Below are 13248 nucleotides of genomic sequence, written 5' to 3'. Positions count from 1 at the left end.
GGTGAAGTACTCGATTATCATTCCATGCTATCGGTCGTCGCAGACCATACGCAAGGTTGTTGAGATGACGATGCAGGAACTGGAACGTCTGGATAAAAAGGATTATGAATTTGTTCTGGTTGACGATTGTTCGCCGGATGGCGGAGATACGATGGCGGCGCTGCTTTCACTTGTCCGGGATTATTCCTGTGTGAGAGTGGTAGAGCTTGCCAAAAATGCAGGGCAGCACAATGCTGTAATGGCAGGGCTCAACCATGCGCAGGGGGATGCGTTTCTTGCAATGGATGACGACATGCAAACGCATCCGTCCCAGCTTCAGTATCTGCTGGAGGAGTTTGACAAGGGTTACGACATTGTATATGGATATTATCCGCAGAAGAAGCACAGCAGGTTCCGGAATTTTGGCAGCTATGTCAACTATCTGTCCGTGAGAATTCTGCTCAAAAAGCCTAAAGATCTGAAGACCTCGAGCTTTTGGATTATCCGGCGTTTTGTCCGGGACTATGCGGTAGAGTATAAAAGCGCTTACACGCATCTGCAGGGACTGTTTTTGCGGACAACGCGAAACATCAGCTCTGTACCGATTCAGCACTTTGAACGGGAAGTCGGAAGCTCCAATTACACGTTTAAAAAGCTTTTGGCACTCTGGTCGAATATTCTTGGATTTTCGATTGTACCGCTGCAACTTGCAATGTATGCAGGTTTCTTTTTCTCAGTTATGGGACTGCTCGGCGCTGTAGCGGTAGTTGTGCAGAAGCTGGTACGTCCGGCCACCTATATCGGCTGGTCGTCCATGATGGTTGCTATTTGTTTTTTTTCTGGACTCAACCTACTGTTTATGGGAATGATCGGTGAATATATAGGAAGAATTTTCCTCGGAATGAGCAAGAATCCGCAGTTTGTGGTACGGGAAGTGCATCAAAGGAAAGGGGAGGACGTATGAAAAAGCTGATGATCATGGGAGCCGGGATTTATCAGGTTCCACTGCTCAAAAAGGCAAAAGAAATGGGGATTTATACGATTGCAGTCAGTATTCCGGGCAATTATCCGGGGTTTGAAGTTGCAGACCAGGTCTGCTACGAGAATACTGTGGATTATGAAAAGGTGCTGGAAATTGCAAAGCGTGAAAAGATTGATGGCATTGTGACGGCAGGAACGGATGTAGCGGTGATTACGATCGGCAGAGTCTGCGATGAGATGGGACTGTCCGGCCTCAGCTTTGAGGCGGCAAAGATTGCTTCCAATAAAATTCTGATGAAGAAAAAATATGAAGAATACGGAGTACGGACTGCGAGATTCCGGGAACTTTCTTTTGAAGATGACATGTATGAAAAAGTGAAAGAACTGAACTTTCCTCTGATCTTTAAAGCAATTGATTCTTCCGGAAGCCGTGGAATTATCCGCGTGAATGCGCTGGAGGAGTTTGAAGCGGCCCGCAGTGTGGTAAAGTCGATTACGCGCAATCAGTCTTTTATCATCGAAGAGTTTGTTGAGGGGGAAGAATTTGGCGCGCAGGCGTTTGTGTATCACGGAGAGGTGAAGTTCATTCTTCCACATGGCGACTACGTGTTCCAGGGTGATACGGGCGTACCGGTCGGGCATTTTGCTCCGTACAATCTGGACGAGACAGTGATTGATGATATGAAGGTACAGCTTACGAATGCGGTTCGAGCTATGGGGCTTGACAATTGCGCAATCAATGCGGACTTTATTCTGAAGGACAATCAGACGTATGTGCTGGAACTTGGAGGCCGCTCCGGAGCAACCTGTCTTGCCGAACTGGTGTCCATTTATTATGGGTATGACTATTATGAAAAGCTGATTCTGGCAGCTCTCGGAGAGGAAGTGGAGTTCCCGCAGACACAGGCTGTTCCGAATGCGAGTATGCTTCTGCGAAGCGACCGTGATGGCGTTATCACGTCGATCGAAAACAGAAATCAGCCGGATGATGATATTTATGAAATCCAGTTTGACTATAAGGTGGGAGATCCAGTGAAGAAGTTTCATGTGGGACCGCACCGGATTGGCCATGTGGTGACGAAGGGCGACACGTTGGAAGGTGCGGTAGATAAGCTGCATGAGGTGCTGGAACATATTAAAATTACAGTGCAATAATATAGTTGTAAGAGGGCGCGCGGCCCTCTATTTTTTTGGCTTATTTTTTAGCATGTGGAGCATGGTTTTCAGATGCGGAGTGAAGTATCTGTAACCGAGTGGAACGAGGCACAGGGCGATGGCCCAGCGCAGGAGAAAATGGCAGGAATAGAGCGGCATGGTGATGATACACAGTGCAAAGTACCCGCAGGAGATCAGCAGAGTCTGGCGCAGGGGGATCAGCTGTTTTTTGGTCAGCTTTTTTTCCATGGCAGCCTGGATGCACAGGAGTACGAGATAACTGAAGGCGGTTGTATAAGCCGCAGCCTGATAACCGAACTGGCGGATGCATACATAATTTAAAATAACATTTAAAATCATGACAGAAACGGTGGAGGCTGCGACTGCTCCTGTTTTTTTGTAATAATTCTGGACAGCGGTATAGCTGTAACTGTAGAACCGAAACAGGGTACCAGTTACCATGGGGGCGATCAGATAAATAGCGTCTCCGTATTTTTTGCCGCCAAGAATCAGTACGATCTCGGGCGCAAACAGCACGAGGAGCCAGGAGATAACGCCGAAGGAATGCATCAGGATGTTCCAGCCATGTGCGATGTCCGATTCTTCTTTGCGCGAGATTTTTTCGTACATCCAGGGAAGCCAGGCGTTCCAGACAGAATCCTCGAGAATCCAGATAATATAGGAAACATTTGTAGCAAGATTGAAAATAGAACCGCTGATTTTTCCGACCATATGGGAAACCATGAGTTTGTCAGCCTGGTTCATGATCTGGATGGAAAGAACCTCAGGAATCAGAGGCAGGCTGAAGTGCAGCGCATAGCGCCAGTAGGTCAGATGAATCAGCTTTTTTCCCTGGCAGATCATCCGTACAGCGACAAAAAATCCCCCAAGAATCATGGGGATATAATATCCGCCAATGCGCAGTGCAACAAGCGCGTCCTCGTGTCCGCTGGTTTTTCCGAGGTAGAGGAGAAGCACGCAAAGGAGTGTTGCCGGAATGACTGTGGCAGCCGTAAAGACAGTGCTGGCCTTGTAGCGCATCATCTGCTTTTCGCGCCGCTGGTAATAAAAAATGCTGGTATGCGCATACGTGTACAGAAAAGCGATGTACATCATAAAGTCGGTCATGGAGCAGATGCGTTGCAATGGCTCTTTAAAAACAAGAAACAGAAGGAAAAATCCCGTGATCGACAGGTAAGAAAGTGTCTGTACACTGGAAACAAATTCATGGAAATGTTCTTTGACATCGTATTTTGCGCGTTCGACACTTCGCCAGAGACACAAGGACATTGCCGGTGCAAAGATCAGGAGCCAGGATTCAAAAATTTTGATTTCATTGTACTGAACCTGGGTCAGAAGGCGCGTGTATACGGGCGTCATTAAAAACGTAATGCCGCGCACAAAAAGCTGGGAAAAAACATAGAAAATCCCAGCCTTGAAAGCAGTTTTATTTAACGTTTGTTTTCCTGTGTTCTCAGACATCTGGCGTCCTCCTTAGGAAGGTATGCAAAAGACGAATCCGTACAGATGTAATACCTCTTTTAGATTTCACATACAAAGCAGCGCAATTTGCCGTTTGGATCAGGCGGAATTGCGTCGAGCCAGTTGATTGTTATGCGGAATTCGTCGCCGTACAGATCGCTTAGCTTTTGCAGGAAATAAGCGGAGATTTCTTGCTGGCTGTATGTAAGATCCTGCGGGTCCCGCACAAGTTCAATGCGCAGGTCATGATAGGATTCCTGAATGTAGCGAAACTGGGCAATTCCGGTAATTCCGTTCGGTATTTTTCGAAGCTCAAGTACAGAAGTATCCTCTCCGTTTTCGTGGCGTATCATATCATTGAGACGGCCGTGAATGCTGGTGATGTACCGGAGGCCGTTTCTGGTATAGGAGGATGCCGTATCGCCGATATCGTAGTTGATAATCGGAAACTCTGTTTTGTAAAGCGGGGTGATGATGATGCGCCCTTCGTCGGCGGGCTTTCCATCCTGGTCGTAAATGTTTACCACGTGCGTATCATTGCAGATGTCATAGTAGTCCTTGCCTGGCCGCTTGATGATACAGCTTCCGGTTTCGTCGCTGCCGTAAGCGTCAACCAGGCCGGGCCCGAATGTTTTTTCGAGAATGTTGCGCGTGAGCTCATCGACCATTTCGCTGACTGGAATGTACCATTTGGGCTGATGGATGGTCAGGTTATGCTGCTGTGCATACAGAGCAATGCGAACAATGCAGTTTTTGCGAAGGCAGATCAGATCGGGCTTGTATTCGTTGAGCTCCTGAATGACTTCGCGCATGCCGTCTCCGGCGCAGCGTTTTTCGGAGAGTTTACGCCGCTGTAAAATCCCGAAACGCTGGATAAAAGAATCGTGTTGTTTCTTTTCCGTACGGTAGCTGGATTCGAAAGAAATCATTTTGCCGGTGAACGGGCGATACCCGAAGGACTGAAGAATGCGAATCCAACTGGCGTTCGCGCAGGCACGTTCTCTTTGGGACTGGTAGAGACGCAGCGGGATACCCGTAGATCCGCTGGTGCTGGTAGCGTCCCACTGATCGCGGGTTTCGGGGTGTGCATCATACAGCTTCTTCATCCAGACGCGCAGCTCATCCTTGGTGATGACCGGGAATTTGACGAGATCTTCACTGCTGTGAAAATCATCCGGCGTCAGATGGTTTTCTTCAAATCGTTTCCGATAAAACGGAATTTCGTATGCTTTTTTCATTAATTTATGTATCTTATGATTCTGAACGCTTTTGGCCTTTTGCGGGTCTGCGCTGCAGCTTTTATCGAGGCGCAGCAGATACCAAAAAGTAGTAGCGTTCATCAGTTTCTTCGGTATATGAAAAGGCATGATTTTTCTCCTTTGTTTATGGATATTCCGCATAAAAGTATAGCAGAATTCAGGTTATGTGACAAGAAAGAATGTGACGGGGAAATTTGTGGGAATTTGTTTAAAAAAATTTCAGAATTTGCAGGGTTAAAAAATAACATAAAGTATGGTAAGATTTAAAAAATGAAATGGAAAGACAGGAAGAGGTTTTGAACGTGGAAAAGTTGGAAGAATTAGAAAACAAAGAAGAGCTTCAGGAATTTGAACTGACGGTTCAGCCGCAAAAAGAAGAAAAGGATCTCTGGCGGAGCCTCAAAGCGATGAAGCAGAAGCTGAATAAGACGAAAGTGATTCCGGAAGAGTACCGTATTCCGGATAATATTATCCCACTGAAGCGGTATTCGCCTGAGCTGGAGCGCGGCCTTACGCAGGAGCAGGTACAGGAGCGGATTTCGCAAGGAGAAGTGAACCATGCGGTGGAGTCTGCGTCAAAATCTCAGAAAGAAATAATTTACAGTAATATTTTTACTTATTTCAATCTGGTTTTTTTCGTGATTGCCATATTGCTTATTGTGGTTGGGTCTTTTCGGGATCTCACGTTTCTTCCGGTCATTATTGCCAATACGCTGATCGGTATCATTCAGGAGATGAGATCCAAGAAAGTGCTGGATAATTTAAGTATCCTGAATGCACCGAAAAGCACGGTTGTGCGTGATGGGGAGAAAAAAGTCATACAGGCGGAAGAGCTGGTGCTTGATGACATCGTGATATTTACGGCAGGCAATCAGATTCCGGCGGACGCTGTGGTTGAGGACGGAGAGATTCTGGTCAATGAGTCGCTGATTACGGGAGAATCTGATCAGATTTCCAAAAAGAAAGGGGATTCTCTGCTGTCCGGAAGCTTCGTCGTTTCTGGTGAGTGCCGGGCCCGTGTTGAGAAGGTGGGAGCGGATTCGTACGTTTCGAAGCTGACGCTGGAAGCCAAAGCCATGAATGATGAAGAAGTTTCAGAGATGATCCGATCTCTCGACCGTCTTGTTAAAATCGTCGGTTTCGTCATTATTCCGATTGGTATTATATTGTTCAGTCAGCAGTACTTTATCAATAATTCTTCTCTAAAAAGCAGTGTGACGGCGACCGTTGCGGCGATTATAGGTATGATACCGGAGGGCTTGTATCTGCTTACGAGTGCGGCGCTAGTAGTCAGTGTTATGCGTCTTGCGATGCAGAAGGTTCTGGTTCACAATATGAAATGTATTGAGACGCTCGCCCGTGTTGACGTGCTGTGCGTGGATAAGACCGGAACGATTACGGACAATACAATGTCTGTTAAAAAGATGCTGCCTTTACGTAAAATTAGTGATATGGTGCAGACAGCTCCTGGGGCTGTGGCTGGATCAGATGCTGGAGTTGCGTCAGATGGTGCGCAGCTGGAGGCTGCTGAGAAAGAGGTGGAAGCATTTGCTTTGGAAGCTGCTTTTAGTGTCGAGGAAGCAGCGGAAATGGAATTGGCAGTAGGCGATTTTGCAGCTGCTATGGCTACGGATAATATTACGATGAAAGCGATCAAGGATTATTTCCGGAAGCGCAGTGGCAAGCGCCCGGAAAAGGTTTATTCCTTTTCATCAGCGACAAAATACAGCGGCGCCGTTTTTGAGGATGCAAATTACGTACTTGGTGCGCCGGAGTTTATTTTGCAGGAAAACTATGACCAGTACGCTGCGCAGATTGAATGCTGGAGCAGGCAGGGCTATCGTGTGCTTGTTTTTGCAAAGTATCAGGGGATTTTAAATGGTGAGAAGCTCACGCAGCCGGCGGACCCGATGGGAATGATTCTTCTGGCCAATCCGATTCGTGAAAATGCACCGGAAACCTTCCGTTATTTTGCAAGGCAGGGCGTTAAGATCAAGGTCATTTCCGGCGATAATGCTGTCACGGTATCGGAGGTGGCAAAAGAGGCTGGTATTTCGGATGCCGATTCTTACGTGGATGCCACGACGCTGACGGATGATGAGCAGCTGAAAGCTGCGGCAGAAAAGTATACAGTATTTGGCCGTGTGACACCGACCCAGAAACGACAGCTTGTAAGTGCAATGAAAAAGGCAGGGCATACGGTTGCGATGACAGGTGACGGTGTCAACGATGTCCTGGCGCTTAAGGACGCAGACTGTAGTATTGCAATGGCGTCCGGCAGCGACGCGGCAGCCCAGGTGGCCCAGATCGTTCTTCTGGAATCCGATTTTGGCAGAATGCCTTCCGTAGTGGCTGAGGGCCGTCGTGTGGTTAACAATATCGAGAGAACAGCCAGCCTGTTCCTTGTAAAGAATATTTTCTCGCTGTGTCTCTCTATCCTGACGATTCTGCTGATGGTCAATTATCCTCTGGAGCCGTCACAGATTTCTCTGATCAGTATGTTTACGATTGGTATTCCTGCGTTCGTTATGTCACAGGAACAAAATACGGACCGTATACAGGGCCATTTTCTGAGCAATGTGCTGTTTAAAGCACTGCCCGGCGGTCTGACAGATTTTATCGTCATCAGTTCGCTTTATCTGTTCTGCATGGAGTTTAATGTGAGCGAAGGAGATGTATCGACTGCATCGACGATTATTCTGGCTATTGTCGGATTGATGATTCTGTACCAGATCGCATCACCGATGACAAAGATCCACTGGATTCTGTGGTTTGGAATGGCAGGCGGTCTGATCTATTGTATGACGTTTGTCAGCAAGGTATTTGCGATTACGGGAATTTCCAAGAAAACGATCATGCTTCTGGTTATTTTTGCAATCATCACCGAGCCGGTGTTCCGTTATCTGAGTATCGGAATCAGAAAGCTTTCTGAGATGTATATGCAGAGGCGGCAAAGGCAGAGACACACATCATAAAATTTAGTAGATTTTGCAGGAAAATGCTGGTATACTTTAATCATTAAATTTAGGAATGGAAGGAGAAGAACCCATGAAAAGAGTTCTTTTAAAGCTGAGCGGTGAAGCGCTGGCCGGAGATAAGAAGACTGGATTTGATGAGCCGACAGTCCTTGGCGTGGCAGAGCAGGTGAAAAAGCTTGTGGATGCAGGGATGGAGATTGGCATTGTGATCGGAGGCGGAAACTTCTGGCGCGGCCGTTCCAGTGAGCGGATTGACCGTACGAAGGCAGATCAGATTGGGATGCTGGCGACTGTGATGAACTGCATTTATGTTTCTGAGATATTCCGTTGTGTCGGGATTGGGACAGCGATTATGACACCGTTTGCGTGCGGTGCGTTTACAGAGTTATTTTCAAAAGACAAGGTGAACGAGTATTTTGCCCAGGGACGGGTGGTATTCTTCGCAGGCGGTACGGGGCATCCGTACTTCTCAACAGATACAGCGACGGTACTTCGCGCCATTGAGATCGAGGCTGAGGTGATTCTCCTGGCAAAATCAATCGACGGCGTTTATGACAGTGACCCGAAAGATCATCCGGATGCGAAAAAATACAGTGAAATTTCCATCCAGGAGGTCATTGACAAAAAGCTCGGGGTTGTGGATATGGCAGCATCGATTCTGTGCATGGAGAATCATATGCCGATGCTTGTGTTCGGGCTGAATCAGGAAAATAGTATTGTAAATACGGTAAACGGGACATTGGATGGCACAAAGGTTACTGTATAAGGAAAAATAAGATACCATAACAGGAGGAAAGAGAAATGGATGAAAGAATTAAAGTTTATGATGAAAAGATGACAAAAACGTATAACAACCTTTTGGCGGAATTTGGGACGATTCGTGCAGGCCGTGCAAATCCGAACGTACTGAACAAGATAAAAGTCGATTATTACGGAACACCGACCCCGCTTCAGCAGGTAGGAAATATCACAGTACCGGAACCGCGTGTACTTCAGATTCAGCCGTGGGAAGCTTCTCTGGTTAAAGCGATCGAGAAAGCAATTCTGACTTCAGATCTTGGCATCAATCCATCCAATGACGGACGTATCATTCGCCTGATCTTCCCGGAGCTTACGGAGGAGCGCAGAAAAGATCTTGTGAAGGATGTGAAGAAAAAAGGCGAGGCGGCAAAGGTTGCTGTTCGCAATATCCGCCGTGATGCAAATGACTATCTGAAAAAACTTGGCAAGACGGACGTTTCTGAAGATGAAATTAAAGAGTTGGAGGATAAAATTCAGAAACTGACAGATAAATATATTAAAGATATTGAGAACGCAGTAGACGAAAAGGGAAAAGAGATTCTGACAGTATAAGATATTTTGGGGGCAGCGCCATGCCCCCCTTTTTTTGGGAGGAAAGAGTTATGGTAATTCCGCAGCATGTAGCAATCATTCTTGACGGGAACGGGAGATGGGCAAAAAGTAAAGGAATGCCACGCAACTACGGACATATGCGGGGAGCGAAGAATCTGGAAATCATCTGTGAGGATGCCTATCATATGGGAATCAAATATCTTACCGTGTATCTTTTTTCGACAGAAAACTGGAAACGTTCCAGAGATGAAGTGGATGCGTTGATGAAACTGTTCCGGAGTTACACGAAAACCTGTATCAAGACAGCAAGAGATAACAATATGAAGGTACGGGTTCTTGGCGATCCGTCTGCCCTTGCTCCGGATTTGCAGGAAAGTCTGAGAAAGCTGGTCGAAACATCAAAGGACAACACGGGATTGAATTTTCAGATTGCGATTAACTATGGGAGCCGGGATGAGATTGTAAGGGCGATCCGGCGCGTGGCGTCAGACTGCTGCGACGGGAAGCTGTTGCCGCAGGAGATTACGGAGGAATGTTTTTCGGATTATCTTGATACGGCAGGGATTCCAGACCCGGATTTGCTGATTCGCACGAGCGGAGAGCAGAGACTTTCCAATTATCTGATGTGGCAGCTTGCCTATACAGAGTTTTATTTTACGGATGTGCCGTGGCCGGCTTTTAAAAAAGAACACCTGCAAAGTGCCATTGAAAAATTTAACAACCGGGACCGGCGTTACGGTGGTGTGAAGGAGGAATAGATAATGTTTCGTACGAGATTGATCAGCGGAATTGTTCTGGTTGTGGTTGCGCTTGCAGTGATGATTACCGGTGGGCCGGTGCTTGCAGCGACGTTGCTTGCAATCTCAATTATTGGGTTGTTGGAACTGTATAAAGCGCTTGGCATTGAGGATAAAAGATTTTCTCCGCTTGCCGCAGTCGGATATTTGGGATGTTTTGGATATTATACAATAGTAATTTCAGGTTTTACAGCATATACTATGACAGCGCTGATTGCTTTGTTGATTCTGTTTATGGGAGTCTACGTTTTTACTTATCCGCGCTACACAACAGATCAGGTGACGGGGGCATTTTTTGGCGTGGTGTATGTGGCGGTTATGCTCTCCTATATTTATGAGCTCCGCTGTATGAAGAACGGCGCGTTTCTGGTGTGGCTGATTTTCCTGGCATCCTGGGGATGTGATACGTGTGCATACTGCGTTGGGATGCTGATCGGGAAACACAAAATGGCTCCCAAATTAAGTCCCAAGAAATCCGTGGAGGGTGCCGTGGGAGGCGTAGTTGGTGCAGCGCTTCTGGGCGTAGCCTATGCGGCGGCAATTTCCGGACATATAAGTGAAAATGAAAATTACATGGTAAGTTTTGCAATGATTTGTGCGGCAGGAGCGCTCATTTCTATGGTGGGAGATCTGGCGGCATCGGCAATCAAACGGAATCATGGGATTAAGGATTATGGAAAGCTGATTCCCGGGCATGGAGGCATTCTGGATCGGTTTGACAGCGTGATTTTTATCGCTCCGGTTATTTATTATCTGGCGCAGGCGCTGATGGGATAAAGCGTCTGTTCTGGAGCATGTGTGGGAGAACACAGGCGAGCGGGAAAGGATACAAATGAAAACAATATCACTTTTAGGTTCTACAGGGTCGATCGGTACGCAGACACTGGAAATAGTCCGTGCAAATGGGGATATTCGTGTGGCAGCATTGGCCGCAGGCAGAAATATAAAACTTCTGGAGCAGCAAATCCGAGAATTTAAGCCAAGGCTTGCTGCGGTATGGGAGGAAAAGGATGCGGCACAGCTTCGTCTTTCCGTTGCTGATATGCAGGTTACAGTTCTCTCCGGGATGGACGGACTGAAGGCGGTCGCCGTGTGTGAGGAAGCGGAAGTTCTGGTGACAGCGATTGTCGGGATGATCGGAATTTTGCCGACAATAGAAGGAATACGCGCAGGGAAGGACATTGCTCTTGCGAATAAAGAAACTCTGGTGACAGCAGGGCATATTATTATGCCACTGGCAAAAGAATGCGGTATTCGGATTCTGCCGGTGGACAGTGAACACAGCGCCATTTTTCAGTGCTTAAACGGCGAAAATGGCAGACAGATTGATAAAATTCTGCTTACGGCATCCGGCGGGCCATTTCGGACAAAGAGCTGGGAAGAGTTGCAGAATGTAGGGCTTACAGATGCGCTGAAGCATCCGAACTGGGCAATGGGACAGAAGATTACGATTGATTCTGCCAGTATGGTGAATAAAGGACTGGAGGTAATGGAAGCCAGATGGCTGTTCGGCACGGAGCTAGATCAGATTCAGGTAGTCATTCAGCCGCAGAGTGTAATTCACTCGATGGTTCAGTTTCAGGACGGAGCAGTAATGGCTCAGCTTGGGACTCCGGATATGAAACTGCCAATTCAGTATGCACTTTATTATCCGGAGCGTCGTTATCTGGCCGGAGAACGGCTGGATTTTGCAAAACTCGGGAGCATTACGTTCGAGAATCCGGATACTGAGACCTTTAAGGGACTGGCATATGCGTTTGAGGCGGCCAGAATAGGAGGCTCGATGCCAACTGTATTCAATGCGGCAAACGAACGTGCAGTGAGCAAATTTTTAAAGCAGAAGATTGGTTTTGTGCAGATCTATGAAATCATACGTTGTTGCATGGACTGTCACCGGGTAATAGAACACCCGGATGTGAATCAGATTCTTGATACGGAACAGAGCGTATACGAATTTATTGAAAGCAGGTGGTAGATTGAAGATTCTTATAGCACTTCTCGTGTTCAGCGTCATTATTATCATACATGAGCTGGGACATTTTCTGTTTGCAAAACTCAATGGAATTACGGTTGTGGAATTTTCCCTGGGTATGGGAACACGACTTCTGAGTCATGAGTGGGGCGGTACGAGGTATTCTCTGAAACTTCTTCCGTTCGGAGGCTCCTGTATGATGTTGGGAGAGGATGAAGACGAGGACGGTGAGGGAACCTTTGGCAGTAAATCCGTGTGGGCGAGAATTTCAGTGATTGTGGCAGGGCCGGTTTTTAATTTCCTTCTTGCATTTGTGCTCTCTTTGTTTATTATTGGCAATATAGGTTACGATGTTCCGATTCTGTTGGGAGTAAGCGAGGGAATGCCGGCGCAGGAGGCCGGATTGCAGGCCGGTGATCGGATCACGAAGATGAATGGCCGGAGCATCCGTCTGTATCGTGAAGTGCAGAATTATTCCATGTTTCATGAAGGAGAACCGGTGGTATTTGAGTATGAACGGGATGGTCAGACTTACACCACAACGGTGGAGCCGGTCATGACGCAGCAGGGCTACAAGTATGGAATTTCAGGAAGTGTCAATTACAGGCATAAAACGAATGTGATGGAAACCGTCAAATACAGCGCATATGAGGTGTATTACTGGATTGATCTGACGATACAGAGTCTGAAAATGCTTTTGCACGGCGGGGTGAATCTCAACGATGTTTCCGGTCCGGTAGGTGTTGTAGATGTGATCGGAGATACGTATGAGGAGAGTAAATCAGATGGTCTGTTGTATATCTGGCTGAATCTGATGAATGTCGCGATTTTGCTGACAGCGAACCTTGGAGTTATGAATCTTCTGCCGATTCCTGCTCTGGATGGAGGCCGGCTTGTATTTTTGCTGCTTGAAGCGATACGAAGAAAACGTGTGAATCCGGAGACAGAAGCAAAGATACATTTTGCAGGTCTGATGTTGCTCCTGGTTTCCATGGTGGTTGTCATGTTCAACGATGTGAGAAAAATATTCTTCTGAGAAGAAGCGTGGTATATACCGGTATGAAAAAGATTACCGTTGTCTGATGCGACTGAATAGTTTGGGTCTCAGGCAGCGGTATTTTGTTGCATGAGGAAAGATAGATGGAACGTTGCTGCGAATAGGACACGCCCTGGTAACAGGCACAAAAACGGGGTTCCAAGCAAAGAAGTCACCCCTTATTTTGTATCTGTTACCAGGGCGCTGACATTGGAAAAGAGTTTTTAATCAGGTAAAAGTAAAAAAACGGCTTTAT

At 47.0% G+C, this 13248-nt stretch carries 11 protein-coding genes; 9 read left to right on the top strand and 2 right to left on the bottom strand.

Annotated features, from left to right (window positions below; genetic code table 11):
- Position 1: 1 nt before the first annotated feature.
- Positions 2 to 943: a glycosyltransferase gene (locus AC6I2O_RS14155; protein WP_120393045.1), complete on the top strand. Its 942-nt coding sequence runs from the start codon at positions 2 to 4 to the stop codon at positions 941 to 943.
- Positions 940 to 2115, top strand: coding sequence for an ATP-grasp domain-containing protein (locus AC6I2O_RS14150; RefSeq protein WP_120393046.1), 1176 nt, complete (start codon positions 940 to 942; stop codon positions 2113 to 2115). The genes AC6I2O_RS14155 and AC6I2O_RS14150 overlap by 4 nt, the downstream gene beginning before the upstream one ends.
- Before the next feature lie 27 nt (positions 2116 to 2142).
- Here the strand turns inward: AC6I2O_RS14150 and AC6I2O_RS14145 are convergent, their stop codons facing one another.
- Both AC6I2O_RS14145 and AC6I2O_RS14140 read right to left on the bottom strand, forming a co-directional pair.
- A complete protein-coding gene (locus AC6I2O_RS14145; RefSeq protein WP_497743007.1) occupies positions 2143 to 3597 on the bottom strand; it encodes a lipopolysaccharide biosynthesis protein in 1455 nt (484 codons plus the stop codon).
- A gap of 59 nt (positions 3598 to 3656) precedes the next feature.
- Positions 3657 to 4964, bottom strand: a complete 1308-nt coding sequence (locus AC6I2O_RS14140; RefSeq protein ID WP_497743006.1) for a phenylacetate--CoA ligase family protein — start codon at positions 4962 to 4964, stop codon at positions 3657 to 3659.
- Positions 4965 to 5263: 299 nt separating this feature from the next.
- Here AC6I2O_RS14140 and AC6I2O_RS14135 point away from each other — a divergent pair, with 299 nt between their 5' ends.
- The 7 genes from AC6I2O_RS14135 to rseP all read left to right on the top strand — a co-directional run bounded on the left by AC6I2O_RS14135 (position 5264) and on the right by rseP (position 12992).
- Positions 5264 to 7831, top strand: a complete 2568-nt coding sequence (locus AC6I2O_RS14135) for a cation-translocating P-type ATPase (protein WP_120393117.1) — start codon at positions 5264 to 5266, stop codon at positions 7829 to 7831.
- Positions 7832 to 7904: 73 nt separating this feature from the next.
- Positions 7905 to 8600 carry a UMP kinase gene (gene pyrH / locus AC6I2O_RS14130; protein ID WP_120393049.1) on the top strand — a complete coding sequence of 232 codons (696 nt, stop codon included), beginning with the start codon at positions 7905 to 7907 and terminating at the stop codon, positions 8598 to 8600.
- A gap of 35 nt (positions 8601 to 8635) precedes the next feature.
- Complete coding sequence (gene frr / locus AC6I2O_RS14125) at positions 8636 to 9187, top strand: ribosome recycling factor (protein WP_497743005.1); 552 nt, start codon at positions 8636 to 8638, stop codon at positions 9185 to 9187.
- Between the two features lie 50 nt (positions 9188 to 9237).
- Positions 9238 to 9945, top strand: coding sequence for an undecaprenyl pyrophosphate synthase (gene uppS / locus AC6I2O_RS14120; RefSeq protein WP_120393051.1), 708 nt, complete (start codon positions 9238 to 9240; stop codon positions 9943 to 9945).
- 3 nt (positions 9946 to 9948) lie between these two features.
- Positions 9949 to 10761, top strand: coding sequence for a phosphatidate cytidylyltransferase (locus AC6I2O_RS14115; protein WP_120393052.1), 813 nt, complete (start codon positions 9949 to 9951; stop codon positions 10759 to 10761).
- A 55-nt stretch (positions 10762 to 10816) separates the two neighbouring features.
- Positions 10817 to 11959 carry a 1-deoxy-D-xylulose-5-phosphate reductoisomerase gene (locus AC6I2O_RS14110; protein WP_120393053.1) on the top strand — a complete coding sequence of 381 codons (1143 nt, stop codon included), beginning with the start codon at positions 10817 to 10819 and terminating at the stop codon, positions 11957 to 11959.
- Position 11960: 1 nt separating this feature from the next.
- Positions 11961 to 12992 carry an RIP metalloprotease RseP gene (gene rseP, locus AC6I2O_RS14105; protein WP_120393054.1) on the top strand — a complete coding sequence of 344 codons (1032 nt, stop codon included), beginning with the start codon at positions 11961 to 11963 and terminating at the stop codon, positions 12990 to 12992.
- Positions 12993 to 13248: the final 256 nt, after the last annotated feature.

The organism is Blautia sp. St.27G3 (genome assembly GCF_059728505.1).
This window is presented reverse-complemented; position numbering and strand designations above follow the sequence as displayed.

What these genes read in the sequence shown, in the direction of transcription:
- AC6I2O_RS14110 (WP_120393053.1), top strand. Translation starts at nt 10,817, where the DNA reads ATGAAAACAATATCACTTTTAGGTTCTACAGGGTCGATCGGTACGCAG.
- uppS (WP_120393051.1), top strand. Translation starts at nt 9,238, where the DNA reads ATGGTAATTCCGCAGCATGTAGCAATCATTCTTGACGGGAACGGGAGA.
- pyrH (WP_120393049.1), top strand. Translation starts at nt 7,905, where the DNA reads ATGAAAAGAGTTCTTTTAAAGCTGAGCGGTGAAGCGCTGGCCGGAGAT.
- frr (WP_497743005.1), top strand. Translation starts at nt 8,636, where the DNA reads ATGGATGAAAGAATTAAAGTTTATGATGAAAAGATGACAAAAACGTAT.
- AC6I2O_RS14145 (WP_497743007.1), bottom strand. Translation starts at nt 3,597, where the DNA reads ATGTCTGAGAACACAGGAAAACAAACGTTAAATAAAACTGCTTTCAAG.
- AC6I2O_RS14150 (WP_120393046.1), top strand. Translation starts at nt 940, where the DNA reads ATGAAAAAGCTGATGATCATGGGAGCCGGGATTTATCAGGTTCCACTG.
- AC6I2O_RS14135 (WP_120393117.1), top strand. Translation starts at nt 5,264, where the DNA reads ATGAAGCAGAAGCTGAATAAGACGAAAGTGATTCCGGAAGAGTACCGT.
- AC6I2O_RS14115 (WP_120393052.1), top strand. Translation starts at nt 9,949, where the DNA reads ATGTTTCGTACGAGATTGATCAGCGGAATTGTTCTGGTTGTGGTTGCG.
- AC6I2O_RS14140 (WP_497743006.1), bottom strand. Translation starts at nt 4,964, where the DNA reads ATGCCTTTTCATATACCGAAGAAACTGATGAACGCTACTACTTTTTGG.